The sequence below is a fragment of the Anaerotignum faecicola genome (assembly GCF_003865035.1).
Classification (GTDB): domain Bacteria; phylum Bacillota; class Clostridia; order Lachnospirales; family Anaerotignaceae; genus Anaerotignum_A; species Anaerotignum_A faecicola.
Map to the genome: position 1 here is coordinate 389,845 of NZ_BHVZ01000014.1, position 21,924 is coordinate 411,768.

Annotated in this window: 17 protein-coding genes and 1 other annotated feature; of the genes, 14 read left to right on the plus strand and 3 right to left on the minus strand. The window is 49.2% G+C overall.

The window, feature by feature from the left end; all coding sequences use genetic code 11:
* Positions 1-17: 17 nt before the first annotated feature.
* Genes fabF through accA form a run of 6 tightly spaced genes read left to right on the plus strand, consistent with a single transcriptional unit; the run spans position 18 to position 5,101 of the window.
* Entirely contained in the window at positions 18-1,253 is a 1,236-nt protein-coding gene (fabF, locus tag EJE48_RS11885) for a beta-ketoacyl-ACP synthase II (RefSeq protein WP_118582293.1), read from the plus strand.
* A 5-nt stretch (positions 1,254-1,258) separates the two neighbouring features.
* Positions 1,259-1,717 (plus strand): acetyl-CoA carboxylase biotin carboxyl carrier protein, encoded by a 459-nt coding sequence (gene accB / locus EJE48_RS11890; protein WP_016407429.1) that lies wholly within the window; start codon positions 1,259-1,261, stop codon positions 1,715-1,717.
* The gene (locus tag EJE48_RS11895) at positions 1,717-2,130 is read left to right on the plus strand and encodes a 3-hydroxyacyl-ACP dehydratase FabZ family protein (protein WP_016407428.1); all 414 of its coding nucleotides are present in this window, start codon (positions 1,717-1,719) and stop codon (positions 2,128-2,130) included. The genes accB and EJE48_RS11895 overlap by 1 nt, the downstream gene beginning before the upstream one ends.
* Positions 2,131-2,136: 6 nt before the next feature.
* Complete coding sequence (locus EJE48_RS11900; RefSeq protein WP_118582183.1) at positions 2,137-3,456, plus strand: acetyl-CoA carboxylase biotin carboxylase subunit; 1,320 nt, start codon at positions 2,137-2,139, stop codon at positions 3,454-3,456.
* Between the two features lie 5 nt (positions 3,457-3,461).
* Positions 3,462-4,313, plus strand: a complete 852-nt coding sequence (gene accD, locus EJE48_RS11905) for an acetyl-CoA carboxylase, carboxyltransferase subunit beta (protein WP_118582180.1) — start codon at positions 3,462-3,464, stop codon at positions 4,311-4,313.
* A gap of 5 nt (positions 4,314-4,318) precedes the next feature.
* Entirely contained in the window at positions 4,319-5,101 is a 783-nt protein-coding gene (accA, locus tag EJE48_RS11910; RefSeq protein ID WP_016407425.1) for an acetyl-CoA carboxylase carboxyl transferase subunit alpha, read from the plus strand.
* A 47-nt stretch (positions 5,102-5,148) separates the two neighbouring features.
* Here the strand turns inward: accA and EJE48_RS11915 are convergent, their stop codons facing one another.
* Positions 5,149-5,571: a Fur family transcriptional regulator gene (locus EJE48_RS11915; RefSeq protein WP_016407424.1), complete on the minus strand. Its 423-nt coding sequence runs from the start codon at positions 5,569-5,571 to the stop codon at positions 5,149-5,151.
* A 240-nt stretch (positions 5,572-5,811) separates the two neighbouring features.
* Between EJE48_RS11915 and nth the strand changes: the two genes are divergently transcribed.
* Both nth and EJE48_RS11925 read left to right on the plus strand, forming a co-directional pair.
* Positions 5,812-6,477, plus strand: coding sequence for an endonuclease III (gene nth, locus EJE48_RS11920; RefSeq protein ID WP_016407423.1), 666 nt, complete (start codon positions 5,812-5,814; stop codon positions 6,475-6,477).
* A 40-nt stretch (positions 6,478-6,517) separates the two neighbouring features.
* On the plus strand, positions 6,518-7,375 hold the full coding sequence (locus tag EJE48_RS11925; protein ID WP_118582174.1) for a DUF6612 family protein: 858 nt from the start codon (positions 6,518-6,520) through the stop codon (positions 7,373-7,375).
* 62 nt (positions 7,376-7,437) lie between these two features.
* Here the strand turns inward: EJE48_RS11925 and ileS are convergent, their stop codons facing one another.
* A complete protein-coding gene (ileS, locus tag EJE48_RS11930; RefSeq protein ID WP_118582171.1) occupies positions 7,438-10,557 on the minus strand; it encodes an isoleucine--tRNA ligase in 3,120 nt (1,039 codons plus the stop codon).
* Positions 10,558-10,922: 365 nt separating this feature from the next.
* Positions 10,923-11,169: a binding site (T-box leader), on the minus strand.
* A 341-nt stretch (positions 11,170-11,510) separates the two neighbouring features.
* On the opposite strand from ileS, the gene EJE48_RS11940 reads away from it, so the two are divergent.
* Both EJE48_RS11940 and EJE48_RS11945 read left to right on the plus strand, forming a co-directional pair.
* Positions 11,511-12,968 carry a nicotinate phosphoribosyltransferase gene (locus EJE48_RS11940; protein ID WP_016407420.1) on the plus strand — a complete coding sequence of 486 codons (1,458 nt, stop codon included), beginning with the start codon at positions 11,511-11,513 and terminating at the stop codon, positions 12,966-12,968.
* Positions 12,969-13,110: 142 nt separating this feature from the next.
* The gene (locus EJE48_RS11945; RefSeq protein ID WP_160117378.1) at positions 13,111-15,528 is read left to right on the plus strand and encodes a LuxR C-terminal-related transcriptional regulator; all 2,418 of its coding nucleotides are present in this window, start codon (positions 13,111-13,113) and stop codon (positions 15,526-15,528) included.
* Between the two features lie 576 nt (positions 15,529-16,104).
* Here the strand turns inward: EJE48_RS11945 and gpr are convergent.
* Positions 16,105-17,112, minus strand: coding sequence for a GPR endopeptidase (gene gpr, locus EJE48_RS11950; RefSeq protein ID WP_124984589.1), 1,008 nt, complete (start codon positions 17,110-17,112; stop codon positions 16,105-16,107).
* A gap of 263 nt (positions 17,113-17,375) precedes the next feature.
* On the opposite strand from gpr, the gene rpsT reads away from it, so the two are divergent.
* The 4 genes from rpsT (at position 17,376) to EJE48_RS11970 (ending at position 21,853) form a co-directional block, all read left to right on the plus strand.
* A complete protein-coding gene (gene rpsT / locus EJE48_RS11955; protein ID WP_016407417.1) occupies positions 17,376-17,636 on the plus strand; it encodes a 30S ribosomal protein S20 in 261 nt (86 codons plus the stop codon).
* A gap of 199 nt (positions 17,637-17,835) precedes the next feature.
* Entirely contained in the window at positions 17,836-19,185 is a 1,350-nt protein-coding gene (locus EJE48_RS11960) for a C-GCAxxG-C-C family (seleno)protein (protein ID WP_124984597.1), read from the plus strand.
* 167 nt (positions 19,186-19,352) lie between these two features.
* Complete coding sequence (locus EJE48_RS11965; protein WP_124984590.1) at positions 19,353-20,669, plus strand: thymidine phosphorylase; 1,317 nt, start codon at positions 19,353-19,355, stop codon at positions 20,667-20,669.
* Between the two features lie 2 nt (positions 20,670-20,671).
* A complete protein-coding gene (locus EJE48_RS11970) occupies positions 20,672-21,853 on the plus strand; it encodes a phosphopentomutase (protein ID WP_118582153.1) in 1,182 nt (393 codons plus the stop codon).
* Positions 21,854-21,924: the final 71 nt, after the last annotated feature.

The following is a 21,924-nucleotide window of genomic DNA, read 5'->3' on the forward strand; positions in this document are numbered from 1 at the left end:
AGGAAAGGATTGATGAAATGAGACGAGTAGTAGTAACAGGCATCGGCGCAGTGACCCCCGTGGGCAATAACGTGCCGGAATTCTGGGAAGCAATTAAAAACGGAAAAAACGGTATCGCACCCATCACCAGATTTGATGTCAGCGAAAGCAAATATAAGCTGGCGGCAGAGGTGAAGGAGTTTGATCCGACAAAATATATGGATAAGCTGACAGCAAAGAAGCTGGATCGTTTCGTGCAGTTCGCTATGGTGGCAGCCAGCGAGGCGATGACAGACAGTCAGCTGGAAGGCAATATTGAAAAAGAGGATTTGGCGGTTTATTTCGGCAGCGGCATCGGCGGCTTTGAAACGCTTTGCGAAAGCTATGATGTGCTGAGGGAAAAAGGACCTCGCCGTGTTTCTCCTCTGTTCATCCCCAAGATTATCAATAACATTGCGGCAGGCAATATTGCCATTCACTATCAGGCGCAGAATGCCTGTGTTGCGGTTTCTACCGCCTGTGCAACAGGTACAACTGCTATCGGTGAAGGCTACAGAGCCGTTCTGCATGGCTATACCACAGCGGCAATCTGCGGCGGCAGTGAAGCGGCAATCGTTCCGTTGGCAGTGGCAGGCTTCGGCAGCTGCATGGCACTGAATGCATCGGAAGACCCCAATGCGGCATCCCTGCCCTTCGATAAACGCCGTGCAGGCTTCGTTATGGGCGAGGGCGCAGGTGCGGTAATTCTGGAAGAATATGAACACGCAAAGGCGCGCGGCGCAAAAATTTATGCGGAAATCGTAGGCTATGGCTCCACCTGTGATGCACACCATGTAACCGCTCCTGCGGAGGAAGCAATCGCAAGCGGCAAGGCAATCGTAAATGCAATGGCAGGTCTGGAAGGCGTAAAGCCCGAAGAAATTTATATCAATGCACATGGTACAGGCACAGCCTTGAATGATAAAACAGAAACCAGAGCTATCAAAAATGCCTTTGGCGAAGCAGATGCGAAAAAGGTTCACATCAGCTCCACAAAATCCATGACAGGGCACATGCTCGGTGCAGCAGGTGCAGTAGAGGCAATCGCGGCAATTCTGGCAGTGCAGGAGGATGTTATCCCTCCTACCATCAACCTGAAGGAGGCTGACCCTGCGTGTGATTTGGACTACACCCCCAACACAGCGGTCAAGACAACCGTAGAAGCGGCAATGTCCACTTCTCTGGGCTTTGGCGGTCATAATGCCTGTGTTGCATTCAGAAAGATGAGGGGCTGATGAATATGGATACGAATAAAATCAATGATCTGGCGAAGATTCTGCGCCAGAATCAGCTGACAAAATTAGACCTGACAGAGGGGGATACCCGTATCGTTCTGGAAGCAGGCGGCAGACAGGCGGTAGTGGAAATGCCTGTGGTTTCTGTGGAAAACATAGCGGAAGTGCCTGTTGCAGAAGTGCCTTCTGTGGAAAAAGCAGAAGCACCCGCAGGCGTGGAGCAGAAATCCCCGCTGGTGGGTACGGTTTATCTTGCGCCACAGGCAGGGGCAGAGCCCTTTGTGCAGGTGGGCGATAAGGTGAAAAAGGGCGATGTGCTCTGCATTGTTGAATCCATGAAGATGTTCAATAATATCGAAGCAGAGCTGGAAGGCACGATTGCGGCAGTCTGCGTGGATAATGGGCAGATTGTGGAATTCGGTCAGCCCTTGGTTCGCATCCTGCCCGAAAAGGAGGAAAACTGATGAATCAGGAAGAAATCAAAAAAATTCTGCCCCATAGAGATCACATGCTTCTGATTGATGAGGCAGAGCTGAGAGAGGGCAAGGCTTACGGCAAAAAAACCATCCGAGGGGATGAATTTTTCTTGCAGGGGCATTTCCCCGGTAATCCTGTTGTCCCCGGTGTCATTCTCTGCGAAATTCTGGGGCAGAGCGCGTGTGTCCTGCTTTCCGGTGAGGCAGAGGGTATTACCCCCTTCTTTACGGGACTGGATAAGGTGCGCTTTAAAAACCCCGTACATCCGGGGGATGTATTTGAAACAGAATGTACCCTGCTCAAGCATAAGGGGCCCTTCTACTGGGCAGAGGGCAAGGGTTATGTAGACGGTAAGTTGTGTGTCAGTGCAGAGTTTTCCTTTGCACTTATCAAGGAGTGACAGGAAATGTTTTCTAAAATTCTCGTTGCCAACAGAGGCGAAGTGGCAGTCCGCATCATCCGTGCCTGCAAGGAAATGGGCATCGAGACGGTGGCTGTCTATTCCGAGGCGGACAGAAATTCCCTGCCCGTTGCCCTTGCGGATGAGCGTATCTGCATTGGCGGCAATGCGGCGGCAGAGAGCTACTTAAATCAGAAAAATATCATCAGCGCAGCGTTGGCAACCAATGCCGAGGCAATTCACCCCGGCTATGGCTTTCTTTCCGAAAATGCAGGCTTTGCCAAGCTTTGCGAAGAAAACGGCATTGTTTTTATCGGCCCGAAGAGCGAGGTTATCTCTGCCATGGGCGATAAGGATACTTCCCGTCAGCTGATGCAGCAGGTCGGCGTGCCCGTTGTTCCCGGAACGGAGGTTCTTAAGGACGTAGAGGAAGCAAAGAAATATGCCAAGGAAATCGGCTATCCGCTTCTGGTAAAGGCAACGGCAGGCGGCGGCGGCAAGGGCATCCGCGTGGTGGCGAGAGAGGAAGACCTTGAGGATGCCTTCCATACGGCATCGCGTGAAGCGGAGAGTGCCTTCGGCAATGGGGAGGTATTTCTGGAGAAATATCTTACCCATGTGCGCCATGTGGAAATGCAGATTCTGGCAGACCAACAGGGGAACATCCTCTGTCTGGGTGAAAGAGACTGCTCTCTCCAGCTGAATAAGCAGAAGGTGCTGGAGGAAACGCCCAGCCCCGTTATGACAGAGGACATCCGCAGAAAAATGATGGATGCGGCAGTTCTGGCGGCAAAGGCGGCAAATTATACCAATGCAGGCACAGTAGAATTTCTGCTTGCACCCGATGGGCAGTTTTATTTCATCGAAATGAATACCCGTTTGCAGGTGGAGCATCCCATTACGGAGGAAATCAGCGGCGTGGATATCGTGAAATGGCAGATTCGTATTGCCTGTCAGGTGCCCCTGAATATGAAGCAGGAGGATATCCGCCTGCAGGGACACGCCATCGAATGTCGTATCAATGCACGCTCTACAGGCAGAGTGGATTTTCTGCATATTCCCGGCGGCGGCAGAGTGCATTTCGATACTGCGCTTATGCAGGATACCGTCGTGGTTCCCTTCTATGATTCCATGCTTGGCAAGCTGATTGTCCACGCAAACACCAGAGAGGAAGCCATCCGCAGAATGGAGGCATCTCTTTGTGAAATGGTAATCGTTGGGGTAGAAACCAATATCGAGGAGCAGCTGCAGCTCATTCGCAGCAAAATCTTCCAGAAGGGGAATTATGATACCCTCATTCTGGACAAAATTTTGAAAAAGGGGTGATATAAATGAGTAACATTATGGGTTACTTCCGCAAATCCAAAAATGCTTTGGAAAAAGGCGGTATCACACTGAAAAATATAACAGAAGAAAAGGTGCGTTGCCCTATCTGCAAGTCCTATGAAACCAGACGTGCAATTGCGAAGCAGAAGGTGACCTGCCCCCATTGCGGACATCATTTCCGCATCGGCGCAAGAACCAGAATTAAGGCGCTTTGCGATAAGGACAGCTTCCACGAATTATTTTCCAATATCGAAACGATTGACCCGTTGGAATTTCCCGGGTATCAGGATAAAATGGATCGCGGCAGAGCCGTCAGCGGTGAGGAGGAGGGCGTTGTCTGTGGGACAGCCAAGATTCGCCATCAGCGCTGTGCGGTGTTCGTGATGGAGCCCGGCTTTATGATGGGCAGTATGGGCTCTGTTGTCGGCGAAAAAATCGCTCGCCTGTTTGAATATGCCGCAGAGCATGAGCTGCCTGTGGTCGGCTTTACGGCAAGCGGTGGCGCGCGTATGCAGGAGGGGATTCTTTCCCTGATGCAGATGGCAAAAACAAGCGGTGCAGTAGAGCAGCACAGCAAAAAGGGCGGTCTGTATATCACCGTTCTGACAGACCCTACAACCGGCGGCGTAACGGCAAGCTTTGCTATGCTGGGGGATATTATCCTTTCCGAGCCAAACGCAACCATTGGCTTTGCAGGCAGAAGGGTCATCGAGCAGACCACAAAGAAAAAGCTGCCGGAGGATTTCCAGAAGGCAGAATTTCTGCTGGAGCATGGCTTTGTGGATGCCATTGTGCCGAGAACAGAACTGAGAGGAACTTTGGAAAAGCTGCTGCGGCAGCATGGCAGAAAGGAATGACGCGGATGAATGCCTATGAAAAATTACAGACGGCAAGAAGTCAGACCCGCCCGACGGCGCGTTCCTATATCGAAAAGCTGTTTCAGGAGCGGACAGAGCTGCATGGGGACAGAAAATATGCCGATGATGCGGCAATTATCGGCGGCATCGGTATGCTGGGGGATATCCCCGCAACCTTTATCGGCATTGAACGCGGACGCAATCTGGAAGAAAGAATCCGCTGCAATTTCGGCTGCCCCATGCCCGAAGGCTATCGCAAGGCACTGCGCCTGATGAGACAGGCGGAAAAATTCCACAGACCGGTTATCTGTTTTGTGGATACCTCCGGTGCATTCTGCGGCGAGGAGGCAGAGGAACGCGGACAGGGACAGGCGATTGCCGATAACCTTATGCAGATGATGGGACTGGAAACGCCGATTATCACGATTGTCATTGGGGAAGGCGGCAGCGGCGGTGCCTTGGGGCTTTCCGTTGCGAATAAGCTGTATATGCTTGAAAATGCGGTCTTTTCCGTTATTTCCCCTGAGGGCTGTGCAAGTATCCTCTGGGAGGATGCCAAGCTTGCGCCCGATGCGGCAGAATGTCTGCATATTACGGCGGAGGATATGAAGGAATTCGGCGTAGCAGAAGAAATTATTCCTGAGGACTTTGTGCATTTCGGAAGAATGTGCGAGGAAATGAAGGAAAAACTCATCCTTGATTTAAAGGGATGGTCGAAAAAAACAGGAAAAGAGCTTTCCGAAGAAAGATATCAGCGCTTCCGTAAGCTGGGACGCTGGGCAGAATAAAAAATAAGCCTTTCCAAGAGGTCGGGTGACTTCTTGTAAAGGCTTTTTTATTTTTCGTCAGTATCCTTTTTGCTGCATTCGGGGCAGAGTCCCGTAAATTCCAGAGAATGTCCCGTAATCCGAAATCCCGTTTTCTGCTGCAGGGTTTCCTCTAATTCACTGAGTGGGCAGGTATCCACAGGAATTACCTTGCCGCAGAGGTCGCAGACCAGACGGTGCGAATGATCCTTTTTTGCTAAGGAATAATATGCCTTCCCATCCTGCCGGACAGAGCGGATGAGAATTTTCTTTTCCGTCAGCGTGTTCAGCGTGCGGTAAACGGTGGAAACATTCATGGGAAGAATCGGCTCGGCTAAGGCGTGTAGTTCCTCTGCCGTCATGGGGCGCGCCTGCTTTTGCAATAAAAGCAATAGTACTTGCCGCTTTTTTGTGGATTTCAAAGCTGCATTTTTCAGAATATTCTGTTCCATTCCTGTCCCTCCCTTCGTTCTTATGATAGTATACCCAAATGGGTTTGTCAATGCAGGGAAGACACAGACAGGGGAAAAGAAAATTTTCCTGCACCGACAGCGTTGCAAAAAGTGGGATGGTTTGATAGGATAGGAAAAGAGAGAAAAAAGCCGACCGCTTTTGCAGATAAACAGAGAGGAAGGGAAATATTTCTCGGGAAATTTCGGGAAATATTCTTATTTCGGGAAGGAGAAGGACGCATGACAAAAAAAGAAAAGGTAACAATTATTTTAGAGCTTTTGCACGAGCATTACGGTCCGACAAAATGCTATCTTGACCACGAAAACGCATGGCAGCTTCTGATTGCAACCATGCTTTCCGCACAATGCACCGATGCCAGAGTGAATCTTGTAACGAAGGATTTATTCAAGAAATACACCTCTGTCAAGGACTTTGCACAGGCAGACCTTGCGGAACTGGAGCAGGATATTCACTCGACAGGCTTTTATCATAATAAGGCGAAGAATATCATTGCCTGCTGTCAGAAGCTTTTGCAGGACTATAATGGAGAGGTTCCCTCGGATATCGAGCAGCTGACTGCCCTTGCGGGTGTCGGCAGAAAAACGGCAAATGTTGTGCGCGGAAACTGGTATCATATCCCCAGTGTGGTGGTGGATACACATGTTAAGCGCGTTTCCAACCTGCTTGGGCTGACAAAAAACGAAGATCCCGTCAAGATTGAATTTGACCTGATGCAGCTTGTTCCGAAGGATAAATGGATTGATATCAATACCCAGATGATTGCACATGGCAGGAAAATCTGCATTGCACGCAGACCGAAATGTCAGGAGTGCTTCCTGCTGCCCTATTGCACAGGCGGCAAGGCGTTAGAAAAAGAGAAAAAGAAAAAAGAGAAAAAGGCATAATATAGGAAGGACACAGAGACATAGAAAGGAGAAAACAGAAATGAAATCGAAGAAGCTTTTGGCGGCGGCGCTTGCGGCAGTGCTGACCTTGGCAGGCTGCGGCACAACTGTACTGAGTGCGGAGGAAACAAAGGAATTGCTGACGCTTTCGCAGAAAACCATGGCAACAGTGGAAAGCATGGCAGCGGAAATGACGATGGAAATGGATATGTCCATGGGCGAGGAAACCGCGGAAACCACCACAGTCGCTAAAATTCTGACACAGCAGAATCCCCTGCGAATGCAGATGAACCTCTCCGCAACCTTGGAGGATGGCACAGAAGCGCAGAACATGCAGATGTACGCCGAGGAGGAGGATGGCAAGCTGCGCACCTATGTTCTGGCGGCGGATACATGGTATAGCCAGACGATGGAGCTTGGAGGTCTTGCACAGTATAACGCGGAGGAAAATGTGACACTCTATCTGAGCAATTTAGCCGATTTTTCCGCAACCGCAACAGAAAAAATCAATGATACCGAAGCAACAAAAATCGAAGGTACACTGAAAAAAGATGTTCTGCAAAAGGTGCTTGCGGAAAGCGGCATGACAGAAACCGCTGCGGCAATGGGTGTCACAGAGGAACAGCTTGCAGCCCTTACCGAATCGGTGAAAAGCCTTCCCCTGACGCTCTGGATTGATGCGGATGGCTATGTGCTGAAATATGAAATGAACTTGACTGAGGTAATGCAGAAAATCATGGATAAGGCGATGGAAGCTGCTGGCAGTACGGATGCGTCCTCTGCCGTAAAGGTGGAAAAAACAAGCATTTCCATGGTTTGCAGCCAGTTCAACGCAGTTAAGGAAATCACCATTCCCGAAGAAGCAAAGAGCGCAGAAAGCATTTCTGCAAATCAATAATCCGGAGCATAAAAAACCCCGAAGGAAATTTCCTTCGGGATTTTTTTATGTTTTATGATGCTTTATACTCTTGCAACACCCAGTGTTACCTTTTCACCATTGATATTCCATTCCTTGCTCAGCTCGCCGCCCTTGCCTGCGACAACCTCAACTGCCAGTACATCGCCCTTGATGTCATTTGCAGCAAGGATTTCTGCAATCCTTGCGTTGCCGTCATAGTAAACGCGGATGCGGTCTGTTACGTTGAAATCAGCTTCCTTACGCATGGTCTGTACCTTGGAAACGATTTCACGCACGAAGCCTTCTTCCACCAGCTCGGGTGTCAGGTTTGTGTCCAGAACAACGGTCAGGTTGTTGTCGCCGGAGGATACGAAGCCGTCCTTTTCTGCGGTATCAACCAGAACATCATCCATTTCCAGAACAACCTCGCTGCCGTCTACGGTGAAGGAAACCTTGCCGTCTGCCTTCAGCTGTGCCATGAAGCTGTTGCCCTCTACCTCCTTCAGATAAGCACCGATGGCAGGCACCAGCTTGCCGTATTTCTTGCCCAGTGTTCTCAGCTGAGGCTTGAAGGTGTAGGTTGTGAAGGCTTCTACGTCATCTGTGAAGGAAACTGCCTTTACATTCAGCTCGTCCTTGATGATGTCGCAGTATTCTGCGGGCAGGCTCTGTGCTGCCTTTACATACATCATAGCCAAAGGCTGTCTGTTCTTCATTGCGCTTGCGTTTCTTGCCGCACGGCCTTCTACAACAACCTTCAAAACGAAGTCCATGTTTTCTTCCAAATCAGCATCTACCCATTCTGCATGGTATGCAGGCCAATCGCAGAGGTGAACGGATTCGGGAGCGCTTGCATCCACCTTCTTCACCAGATTGCCGTAGATTTCCTCTGTGATGAAGGGGGTGAAGGGAGCAGCCAGCTTTACCATGGTTTCCAGAACGGTATACAGTGTCATATAAGCATTGATTTTATCCTGCTCCATGCCTTCTGCCCAGAAGCGCTCACGGCTTCTTCTTACATACCAGTTGGACAGGTCATCCAAGAAATCAACCATTGCACGGGCAGGCTCTGTCAGCTTGTAGCCCTCCAGAGATTCATCCACGAATTTATTCAGTGTCTGCAGCTTGGAGAGAATCCATTTATCCATGGGAGCCAGCTTTTCATAATCCAGTGTGTATTTTGTAGGATCGAACTGGTCGATTTCTGCGTACAGGATGTAGAAAGCGTAGGTGTTCCACAGCGTACCCATGAATTTTCTCTGCATTTCGGATACAGCCTCATCATAATAGCGAGAGGGCAGCCAAGGCGCGGAGTTTGCGTAGAAGTACCAACGAACCGCATCGGCACCCTGCTTATTCAGTGCATCCCAAGGGTTAACAACGTTGCCTTTATGCTTGGACATCTTCTGACCGTCCTTATCCTGCACATGTCCCAGAACGATGCAGTTCTTATAGGGAGCCTTATCGAACAGCAGTGTGCTGACAGCCAGTAGAGTATAGAACCAGCCACGGGTCTGGTCAACTGCCTCGGAGATAAAGTCTGCGGGGAAGTTTTCATCGAAGATATCTTTGTTTTCAAACGGATAGTGCCACTGTGCGAAGGGCATGGAGCCGCTGTCGAACCAGCAGTCGATAACCTCAGGCACTCTTGTCATCAGCTTGCCGCATTTCGGGCAGGTGATGTGTACCGCATCGATGAAGGGCTTGTGCAGTTCGATATTGTCGGGGCAGTCGGGAGACATTTCCTTCAGCTCTGCAATGCTGCCGATGGTGTGTCTGTGTCCACATTCACATTCCCAGATGGGCAGTGGAGTACCCCAGTATCTTTCGCGGGACAGACCCCAGTCGATAACGTTTTCCAGGAAGTTGCCGAAACGACCCTCCTTGATGTTGTCGGGATACCAGTTGATTGTTCTGTTGTTGCGCACCAGATTATCTCTCAGTGCAGTCATTTTGATGAACCATGTGCTTCTTGCATAATACAACAGAGGTGTGTCACATCTCCAGCAGAAAGGATAATTATGTTCGAAGGGCAGTGCTGCAAATAAGGTGCCGTTTTCTTCCATATATTTCAGAATAACAGGATCGGCATCCTTTACGAACAGACCTTCAAAGGGGCCTGCCAGGCTGTTCAGGTGACCTGTGGTGTCAACATTTTGATAGAAGGTTACATCATATTTTTTACATACACGGTAGTCATCCTCACCATACGCATACGCAGTGTGAACGATACCGGTACCATCTGTCAGTGTTACATAATCATCGCAGGTTACGAAGTAGCCCTTGAAGTCCTCGCCGTTGGGCTGGAAATCGAACAGGGGTTCATATTTTACATATTCCAGATCGCCGCCCTTCATGGATTCTACGACTTCATAATTGCCTTCGCCCAGAACGCTGTCCAAGAGTGCCTCAGCCATGATTACATAATAATCCTGATATTTTGCTTTAACATAGGTTTCGTTTGCATTTACGGACAGAATTACGTTGGAGGGCAGTGTCCAAGGGGTTGTTGTCCAAGCAAGGAAGTAGGTGTTTTCTGTGCCTTCCATTTTGAATTTTGCAATGGCAGAGGTTTCCTTTACATCCTTATAGCCCTGTGCAACCTCGTGAGAGGAAAGTGCTGTGCCGCAGCGAGGGCAGTAGGGAACAACCTTGTGGCCCTTATACAGCAGACCCTTGTCCCAGATCTGCTTCAGTGCCCACCATTCGGATTCGATATAGTCATTATGGTATGTGACATAGGGATGATCCATATCCGCCCAGAAGCCGACACGGTCACTCATGGAACGCCATTCCTGTTCGTATGTCCATACGCTTTCCTTACATTTTTCGATGAAGGGCTCTACGCCGTAGCCTTCAATCTGATCCTTGCCATCCAGACCCAGTGTCTTTTCTACCTCCAGTTCAACAGGCAAACCGTGTGTATCCCAGCCGGCCTTTCTCAGAACCTTGTAGCCCTTCATGGTTTTGTAGCGGGGGATTAAGTCCTTTACCGCACGGGTGATGATGTGACCGATATGGGGCTTGCCGTTTGCTGTCGGGGGGCCGTCATAGAAGGTGAAAACGGGTGCGCCTTCTCTTGCCTTGATGCTCTTGCCGAAGATGTCATTGTCCTTCCAATACTTTTCAACCTGTACTTCTCTTTCAACGAAGTTCATGTTATTGGGTACCTTGTCGTACATTTCAATTCCTCCTTAAAAATGATTTACCTTTCAAAGTGTGTTTCTCTCGTAGCTTGTTCTTTTTTCCTTTGTGTTTTTCTGATACCTCTGAAATTTTTGTCTTTTGTACTTTTTTTGCTTTATCTTCCGTATGGTTTATGATGGTGCGGTTTTTGCCGCTGTTTTACTGTCGATATGAAAATCGGAGAGACCGCGGAGAAAGCTGGAATATACCTCAAAGCTCGAATGTACCTCAAATCCTTCGGATTTTCGGTAGATTTGCTTCGCAAATAAGTCATAATAAATTTTCGGATAAGCAAGCTTATGAAAATTTATTCCTGCCTTGCATTCTTCGCTTTTTTGTAAATAAAAAAACCCTTTCATCCCTACAGGACGAAAGAGTTCGCGGTACCACCTGAATTGACGGCACAAAATGCCGCCCAGCTTATTGACATCACCATCATGATGCTTTCCCTTAACGCGGGCTACGGCAGAGCCTACTGAGCAAAAGAACGGTTCGGACTGCCACTCCGGAGTGATTTTCTGTATCTTCCTTGTCATCGGGCTCCCACCAAGCCCCCGACTCTCTGCAGGCAAGCTGAGGATACATACTGTCTCCTTCATAGTGTTTTTTCGTATTTACCTGTGTATTATACAATGCGTACAAAAACTTGTAAAGCATTTTTTGCAAAGAAACCAAAAGAATGGTGTATTCATGAAAACTGTATACAAAAGTACCGAAATTTCAAGAGAAAATAAGGGAAAAACGCGAAAAAAACGTGATTTTTGCATACAATGTGTAAATTTACATGTAAAGACAGTTAAAAAATTTGATTTTCCGAGAAAAACTATGTATAATTGGTAATCAGAACCACGCACGGTTCTGCTTTTGTAAATATTATCTTGACAGGGTGCAGAAAACAGAAAAAATAAGAAAACCGGACATCCTGTAACACCGAAAAGGAGATTTTAAAATGAAAGGTAGAGACTTTGCACTGCTGACAGACTTATATGAGCTGACCATGATGCAGGGCTACTATGAAACAGGCGCATATAACAGAAAGGTCGTATTCGATCTGTTCTATAGAAAGAACCCCAGCGGCAACGGCTTTGCAATTACCGCAGGGCTGCAGCAGGCGATTGAATATCTGGATGGGCTGCATTTTACAGAGGAGGATATTGCATATCTGGAAAGCTTAAATCTTTTCTCTGAGGACTTCATTGACTACCTGAGAAGCTTCCGCTTTACGGGCGAGGTTTATGCCGTTCCCGAAGGAACCATCGTATTCCCGCATGAGCCGCTGATGCGTATCAAGGCCCCCATCATTGAGGCACAGCTGATTGAAACCGCACTGCTGAACATCATCAACCACCAGAGCCTGATTGCAACAAAGGCTTCCCGTGTAGTACACGCAGCACAGGGCGACCCCGTTCTGGAATTTGGTCTGCGCCGTGCGCAGGGTCCCGATGCAGGTACGGTCGGTGCAAGAGCGGCAGTCATCGGCGGCTGTGTGGCAACAAGCAACGTGCTGACAGGCAAGCTGTATGATGTTCCCGTAAAGGGTACCCATGCGCATAGCTGGGTAATGAGTTTCCCCGATGAGCTGACAGCCTTCCGCACCTATGCAAATCTGTTCCCCGATGCGTGCATCCTTCTGGTAGATACCTATAATACACTGAAAAGCGGTGTTCCCCATGCCATTCAGGTGTTTGATGAAATGAAGGCGGCGGGCACATTGCCCGAAAAAGGCTATGGTATCCGTCTTGACAGCGGTGACCTTGCATATCTTTCCAAGAGAGCAAGACAGATGCTGGATGAGGCAGGCTATCCCAATGCAGTCATTTCTGCCTCCAGTGACTTGGATGAAAATCTGATTACAAGCCTGAAGCTGCAGGGCGCAACCATCACCCTCTGGGGCGTTGGTACAAAGCTGATTACCTCTGACGATTGCCCTGCCTTTGGCGGTGTGTATAAGCTGGCGGCAGAGGAAACCGAAAGCGGTGATTTTGAACCTAAGATTAAGCTGTCTAATAATGTAGAGAAGGTAACGAATCCCGGCATCAAGAAAATTATCCGTATTTATGATAAAAAGACAGGCAAGATTAAGGCTGACCTTCTGGCATTGGAGGAAGAAGAATTCACAGAGGATTCCGATTTGTATATCTATGATACGAATGCAAAATGGAAAAGCATGCAGCTGCCTGCCGGCAGCTTCACGCTTCGCGAACTGCTTGTTCCCATCTTTGTGGATGGTAAGTTGGTGTATGAATGCCCCAAGGCAATGGACATTCAGGCATACTGCAACAGAGAAAAGGATACCCTCTGGGAAGAACAGAAACGTCTGAAAAACCCCGATATTGTGCCGGTTGACCTTTCCGATAAGCTGAGTGCAATGAAGCTGAAGCTGATTGAAGCGGCAACAATGATTTAAAAAGTATAAAAAGAAAAGCAATGAAAACGCTGTGCGGAAACGAAAAAGCCGCATGGCGTTTTTTTGTGCTTTTCCGGGGATTCTTGCACAATCTGTGAAAAATTGGTATACTGATGCCAAGAAAAGGGGAGGGGGGATTTATTTGCAAACGATTTATTTTTCTGAAAGATTGCTGTGCCAGCTGGAACGGCTGCATACCGTGCCGCTGACGCTTGTAGAAGCACCTGCCGGCTATGGAAAAACAACCGCCCTGAAGCATGCCCTCAGAGATGTGCCGTATGGGGCATTGCGCTGGCATAATGCGCAGGATGCCACAGTCTGCTGCGATTGGCTCGTGCGCCAGATTGCACAGAAGGACTCTGCTCTGGCACAGCAGATTTTCGATTTATATCATGAAAACGGGCCTTTGGTGCATGCAAAGCCTGCGGAGGAATCCTCGCTTTATCTGATGATTGATAATTTTCAGGTGATTGCGGCGCAGTTCCCGTTTTCCGTTTTGCAGCTGCTTTCTGCCCTGAAGGGTACCGCTGTGCATGTTATTTTTCTTTCTCGCAGCTTTTGGCAGCTGCCGATACAGGATTTGATGCACGTCTGTTATATTTCCAAAAAGGATTTTTTCCTGCGAAAAGAGGATATTATCTGCTTTGCAGAGGAGCTGGGCATTTCCCTTACGGAAAAGCAGGCGATACATATTCAGAAGGAAACAGGCGGTTGGGCGGCGGTTGTTTCGCTGTATCTGCAAAACGGCTGCGAAGAGGTGGAATGGAAAAAGCTGAGCCGTCTGATGGAGGATTTATTCTGGAGAAGGCAGGAGGATATCCTTAAAAAGGCGCTGCTGCGTCTTGCGCAATTTGAAACGGTAGATGTAGAAATGGTGCGCGCGCTGACAGAGGACATTGCGGATTTGCAGCAGATGGGCGAGTGGTTTTATAGTCTGCCCCTGCTGTACTATGATGCGGAGCAGCAGAGGTACTGCCTCTGTGCGCTGCTGCGGAAGTTTTTGCTTTATCGCCTGCATAATGCGTCCTTTCTGACGCAGTGGGACAGCTATCATCGCTGTGGCTGCTGGTATCGGGAGCATGGGGAGACGAAAAAAGCCGTTGCCGCCTTCTATAAGGTTCTGGATTATGCGGGAATTCTTTCCTGCGATTTGACAGGGCTTCTATTCGAAAAATTCGATAAGCTTTCCTATACGGAAATTGCAGGGGAGATTCTGAGACATTGCCCGATGGAAACGAAGCAGAGGTATCCCTTATCCCTTCTTCGGCTTTGCTATGCGCTTTTTGCCGATGCCGCTTTTACGGAATATCAACAGCTTCTGGAGGAAGCGAAGGGCATCATCTGTGATGGGAATGACCCCAATCTTCTGGGAGAATGGGAGCTGATTGCCGCCTTTCAGGATTTCCCCAATCTGGAAAAAATGGAACAGCATTATCAGCGGGCAAAACGCCTGATGACAGCGCCATCTGTTATCTTTACGGTGGGAGAACCGTTTTTGTTCGGCAGTATTTCCATGTGGCGGCTGTTCTATACAAAGCCGGGTGAACTGGAACGAACCGCAGAAACATTGGAACGCGTCATGAAGCTGTATAATTCCCTGACGGCAGGGCATGGCAGCGGTGCGGCGGAGCTGTATCGGGGCGAGGTCTGCTGTGCGCAGGGGCGCTTCGCCGATGCGGAAATCTATGGCTATCAGGCGTTGTATGCGTCTCTGCAAAGAAAGAATGCCTGCGTGACCTATGGTGCGGCGCTGCTTCTTGGCACCAATGCAGTCTATCGCGGAGATTTGGAGGCATGGAAGCGGATCTTGGACTATCTGGAGGACCCTGCGCATACCTATGCCTTCCTGCAGGATAGCTTTCTGGATGTGTGCATGAAGGAAACGGTACAGAGCTATTTTGCTATGCTGCAGCCGAAGGAGAGCAGATTGCGAAAACGCCTGCAAGCGGCATCCAATCGGCTGTATGATTTGAATTTTACAAACAGTGCCATCAAGGGCGTGCGTATTCCAAGAATTATTCTGAAGAAGAATTATCATAAGGCGATTGGGATTCTGGAGGTAGCATTGAAGGTGGATGCAAGGCTGATTGCCCTTCCGTCCCAGCTTTTTATCCATACCAATCTGGCGCTTTGCTATTTTGCCATCGGACGCAGCCGAAAGGCGGCGGAGCATCTGGAATTTACGCTTTCCCTGGCAGAACGGGATCAGGTGCTTTCGTTTGCGGCTTATTTCCGCGAATATTTGGAGCCGTTGTTTTATCTGCCCTCTGTTTCCAGAAAATATGCCGCTGTCATTCAGGAAATCCGTAGCCTGCCGATACAGAATATCCCTGCTGTGCCGGAATGGAAGGCGTTCATTCCCAAGCAGGAGAATGAATGGGAGGAGCCGCTCAGCAAACGGGAGCGTGAAATTGCGGAGCTTGCGGCAAGAGGACTTCGCAACGGAGAAATTGCCGAAATGCTGCATATTTCAGAGGGTACGGTCAAGAATCATCTGAAGATTGTGTTCCGAAAATTGAATATCGACCGCCGTTCCAGTCTAAGGGGACGGTTGCGTTAAGAAAAAGATAAAAAATGTCCCTTTCGTGATATACCATAAAAGCGGAAAAATTTGTAAAATAAAGGAAGATAGAGTTCAGTTGCGTGCATTTGTCCGCAGAGGAAAAGGGGTATTTTTCCTGCGGGAGGGAACAGGTGCAGATGAACAGTACCCATAGCAGAAATGTAAAAAGCGAAATGTAAAAAGCATGGAGGGGAGGGAGTTTTTTGGTACAGGCTGAGAAATTGCTGTTATGGGATATTTTTCAGGGGAAATCTATCAGAACGGAATCTCTGCACGCGGGACAAAAATGTGGAAATGAAAGAGGGGCACAGCTGCGCGCAGAAATCCCAACAGGCGGAATGTGATAAGTTGGGCAAACGCATCCGTCGGAACCTTTGTGGTACAGGTAGATACACCAAAGCGAAGGATCGGAAAATGGTGTGCAAAGGGGCGGCTGTCTTGGCATAGAATAATCAGCAGACCCTTTGCAGGCGAAAAAGGCTTTGGTGCAATCGGTAAGTGCAAATACATAGAAGAAGGAGCCGCAGTGGGGATACCCCCGTTACGGCTCCTTTTTCGCTGCTTTCTGTGGCGTTACCATGCGTATTTATTGATATCCTCAAGCGTAATACCGGGGTGCAGTGCAATGTTGATGCTGTTGGCAATGATGTTTGCCAGACGATCCACAACGGCATCCACCTCCTTCGGTGTCACGAACAGATTGCCTGTATATGGCCCAAGGATTTCGGCAATCATCTGATATTTTTCCTCCTGCTCCAAATCGGCAAGCGTCTCGTAAAACGCCGTTCCCTTTTCTGTCTGCCGAATCATTTCCTCCAGAATACAGTCCATTGTGTCATTTACAAGCGTTGCGGCATCCACCACAGTCGGTACGCCAATCGCAATCACGGGAATCCCCAGATGTGCCTCATCCAGCAGCATCCGCCGATTGCCGACCCCTGCGCCCGGCGCAACGCCGGTATCGCTCATCTGAATGGCGGCGTTAATGCGGTTGGAACGGCGTGCGGCAAGGGCATCAATCGCAATCAGCAGGGAGGGGTGCAGCTTATCCACAATCCCCTTTACGATTTCTCCTGTTTCTATCCCCGTAATCCCCATTACCCCCGGACTGACGGCGGCAACAGGGCGTACAGCCTTCTCGATTTCTGCAGGAAGTGTGCCGCTGAGGTGTCGCGTCACCAGAATTTTGGAAATTACCTTCGGGCCGAGTGCATCGGGTGTGATGTTCCAATTACCAAGCCCGATTACCAGAATACAATCCTCCCTTTTCGGCTTTGCCAGAGAGCGAATCTGCTCTGCCAGAAGCCCAATCAGCTTTTCGTGACAATCTGCATCATTTTCCTTTAGCTTTTCCGATTCCAGTGTAATATAATGCCCCATCGGCTTGCCCATGCGCGCGCTTCCTTCAGGAGAGAGAATGTGCACATGGGTGAGGGAATAGTCTGCCTGCTCATCCGTTTCCACCGCTACGCCCTCAAGGGTATCCGTGGTGTCCTTCTGCGCCAGCTCCCGTGCCTCAATGGCAAGGTCTGTGCGGACAGAAAACGTCTGCGGCGCTTTTTTTTCGTCTTTTTCGTTCATGCTTTCACTGCCTTTCTGTATTTTCCTAGGGTTTTTCATTATTTTTTTCGTAGTTTTGAAAAGTATTCATTGACTTATTTCGCTCCATAAGGTAAAATATATCCGTTAAGTTAACCATGGGGTACTCGAGAGAGTGGAAAAAAAGCCCCAAGCCGTGTCGGAGGGAGCATGCCCTCAAGGTGGTTAATAGTAAGAGGAAAGAGCGATATTCCCCAAAATATCGACAGAGAAAACCACATTAAAGTAATTAGGAGGAAATAACATTGGCTAATATCAAATCTGCTAAGAAAAGAATCAAAGTGATTAACAAAAAAACACTGAGAAACAAAATGATTAAATCTCAGGTGAAAACAGCTATGAAGAAAGTAATCGTTGCTGTAAATGCAGGCGATAAGGAAACAGCAGCTGTTGCTCTGAAAAACGCAGTATCTGCAATCGACAGAGCATACATCAAAGGCATCTACCACAAAAATGCAGTAGCAAGAAAGAAATCTTCTCTGACAAGACTGGTAAACAGCCTGTAATTTTTTCAACAGATCTGAAGGGATATTCCAAACGGAATATCCTTTTTTTCTGTCCCAAAACAGCCTGACTTCGCAGGGGAGAAATTCTTGCTTTCCGCCAGAAAAGGGCATATAATGAAGAACAAGTGACATTTTGAGAAAAATTTTGAGAAAAAGAGAGAGAATTTGATTTTTCGGAGAGATGAAGGAGGAATTATTGATGCTGAAGGAAAAGGCAGGACAGTATTATTTTGTGCAGGATAAAAGCTGCGCAGAGGCCATTCTGCTTGCGGCAAATGAAGCATATCATCTTGGCATGACAGAAGAAGCAACGAAGCTGTTTGCAGGCTTCCGCACCGGCATGGGTATGGGCGGCACCTGTGGTGCGCTTTCCGGTGCCATCGGTGTCTTGAGCAGCAAATACGGCACGAGAGAGGATTTAAAGACAATCTGCGCGGATTTTGTTGCCGCATTTGAACAAAAGCTGGCGCTCGGCACAACGGAATGTGCCCCTCTTGCGGCGAAGTATAAAACAGAGGGCAAACGCTGTCGGGATGCGGTGGAGCTGACCGCAGAGGCACTGGAGGAATTTATTGATAAGCTGGAGGGCAAGGCTCCTGCGGAGGGCTGTACCCTGCGCCCCGAGGATATCAAGCGCGTAAAGGGCATGGGCTTTTTGCAGCATAAGGGCACGAATCTGTTCAACGCTCGCGTCATCACCAGAAACGGACGCATTACCACGGAGGAAGCAAGTGTCATTGCGGAAGCGGCAAGGCTTTATGGTGATGGACACATGATGATGACCACCCGTCTGACGATTGAGGTTTCGGGGATTGCTTATCACGATATTGATGCCTTCTGCGCGCATCTGGCAAAGGCAGGGCTTTCCGTCGGCGGTACAGGCAGCAAGGTGCGTCCTGTGGTTTCCTGCAAGGCAACCACCTGTCAGTATGGTCTGTATGATGCCTATGCGCTGAGCGATGAAATCCATACACGCTTCTATCAGGGCTATCGTGGGGTATCCCTGCCGCATAAATTCAAGATCGCAACAGGCGGCTGTCCCAATAACTGCGTCAAGCCGACCTTGAACGATTTGGGTATCGTGGGCGCAAGAGTGCCGCAGTATCATATCGAGGATTGCCGTTCCTGCAAAAAATGCCAGTTGGAGGAGGCTTGTCCTATCCATGCGGCGAAGAAAAACGCAGATGGCAAGCTGGAAATTGATGCAGAGCTTTGCAACCACTGCGGTCGCTGTATCGGCAAATGTCCCTTCCATTGCAATGATGAGGGCGTGGATGGCTATAAGGTCTATGTCGGCGGACGCTGGGGCAAAAAGATTGCCCATGGGCAGATGCTTCATAAAATCTTTATGGATCAGAATGAGGTTCTGGATACCGTGGAAAAGGCAATTCTGCTGTTCCGTTCCGCAGGGGAAAGCGGCGAACGCTTTGCGGATACCATCAATCGTATTGGCTTTGCGAACGCGGAAAAAATCCTTCTGAGCGATGAATTGCTGCAGAAAAAGGCAGAGATTCTGGGATTGGATGTTGTCGGCGGCGCAACCTGCTAAAAAAGAGTATTCAGAAAGAAATTACTTGGAAATAAGACTGCTTTGAGGGAGACTTCGGAGCAGTTTTTTATTTTATACAAAGCAGATAGGAATTTTATCGTCATTTACTTCTTTTTATGGTAAAATAGGAAAAAAAGAAAGGTTCGATCCGAAGGGAGGATTCCTGCGTGAATTTTGTAGATAGCATCATCAAAAAAAGAGACGGCGGCAAGCTGACAAAAGAAGAAATTGCCTTTTTTGTGAAGGGCGTGACGGATGGCACTCTGCCCGATTATCAGATTTCCGCCTTGCTGATGGCAATTTTTCTGAAGGGCATGGATACGGAAGAAACGGCACAGCTGACCATGGAAATGGCGCATTCGGGCGGTATGTTTGACCTCTCCGCTCTGGCAGGCTGTAAGGTGGATAAGCACAGCACAGGCGGTGTTGCGGATACCACAACGCTGATTCTTGCGCCCTTGGTTGCATCTGTGGGTGTGCCTGTGGTAAAAATGAGCGGTCGGGGGCTTGGCTTTTCCGGCGGCACGATTGATAAGCTGGAATCCATCCCCGGCTTTCGGGTGGATGTGACAGAGGAGGAAGCACTGCGCTTTGCGAAGGAAAGCGGCATCGTGCTGATGAGCCAGACGGATAATCTTACGCCTGCGGATAAAAAGCTTTACGCTCTCCGCGATGTCACAGGAACGGTGGATAGCATCCCTCTGATTGCGGCAAGCATTATGTCGAAAAAAATTGCCGCAGGCGCGGATGCAATCGTACTGGATGTGAAATGCGGCAGTGGTGCCTTTATGAAAAATGCGGCGGATGCAGAAAGGCTTGCAGGCATTATGGCAGATATGGGCAGGCATGTCGGCAGAAGGGTAACGGCGGTTATCAGCAGTATGGCACAGCCCTTGGGCATGTATATCGGCAACAGCCTTGAGGTAATGGAAGCCATCGAGGTGCTGAAGGGCAATGTCGGCGGCGATTTGCTTGAGGTTTCTCTGACGCTTGGCGCGAATATGCTCCTTCTGGCGGAGCGCGTGCAGAGTGAGGAGGAGGGCAAGGCACTTCTGCTCGAGAATATCAGAAATGGCAAGGGGCTTGCAAAATTTAAGGAGCTGCTGATACAGCAGGGCGGCGATGTCCGCGTCATTGCGGATTATAGCCTGCTCCCTCTGGCAGAGGAAAAATGGGAAGTAAAAGCAACGAAATCGGGGTATCTTACCCGTATGGATACAGCCATGATTGGCAGAGCCTCGCAGGAAACTGGCGCAGGGCGGATGTTCAAGGGACAGACGCTGGATTTTGGCGCAGGTATTGTCATGAAAAAACGCACAGGTGATGTAATTGCAACAGGTGAAACCTTGGCGGTGGTATATAGTAAGCGCAGAGAAAAATGTCAGAGTGCGGCGGATTTCCTGCAAAAGGCCATCACAATCGAGGCTGCACCGCTGACAGAGCAGACACCTTTGATTTTGAAAACCATCAGACAGGAGGGTTAAGCATGAAAAGAGCGATTATTATTGTACTGGACAGCGTTGGCATTGGCGAACTGCCCGATGCGGCGGATTTTGGGGATGTTGGCAGTAACACCCTGGTCAATATCAAGAAGGTGCGTCCGCAGACGAGCCTGCCAAACCTCTGCGCCTTAGGTCTTGGGGATATCCAAGGCAAGGATATCTCGCTTCTTGGCGAGGTTGCCGCACCGAAGGGCTGCTACGGCAAAATGGCAGAACGCTCCATCGGCAAGGATACCACAACAGGGCATTGGGAAATGGCAGGCATTATCACCAAAAGACCCTTCCCGACCTTTACAGAAACAGGCTTCCCCAAGGAGGTCATGGATGCCTTTGAAGCGGCAATCGGCACAAAAACACTCGGCAACTATGCCGAATCCGGTACGGTCATCATTCAGGATTTAGGCGTGGAGCACATGAAAACAGGCTACCCCATCGTCTATACCTCTGCGGACAGCGTGTTCCAGATTGCGGCACATGAGGATGTCATTCCTGTCCAAAAGCTGTATGAAATGTGCGAAAAGGCAAGAAAAATCCTAACAGGGAAGTATGGCGTTGGGCGTGTCATTGCGCGTCCCTTCATCGGCAATGCAAAGGATGGCTTCACCCGCACCAAAAACAGAAGGGATTTTTCTCTGGAGCCGACAGGCCCGACCATTCTCGACCTCACAAAGGCGAAGGGCATGGAGGTTGTGGCTGTCGGAAAAATCGAGGATATCTTCGAGCATCGCGGCATGACCCGTACCGACCATACCACCAATAACCACGACGGCATTGAAAAGACCATTCAGTTCTTGAAAGACGATTTTGAAGGACTGCTGTTCACCAATCTGGTGGATACCGATATGATTTACGGGCACAGAAACGACGTAGAAGGCTACGCGGGCGCACTGGAATATTTCGACAGCAGGCTGCCCGAAATTCTGGCACAGCTGAAGGAGGAGGATGTGCTTTTTATCACGGCAGACCATGGCTGCGATCCGACCACACCCAGCACCGATCATTCCAGAGAATACGTCCCCATTCTGGCTTACGGCAAGCCCATCAGGGCAGGCGTTGACCTTGGTGTCAGAAAGACCTTCGCAGATCTGGGGCAGACCATTTCCGATTATCTGGGTCTGGATGCTCATTTTGAGGCAGAAAGCTTCTGGAAGGAAATCGCGAAATAAAACGGGAACGCCTGCTCTTTTATGGGGCAGTCTTTCCTGCTTCATATACTGCTTCATATACAAAGGAGAAG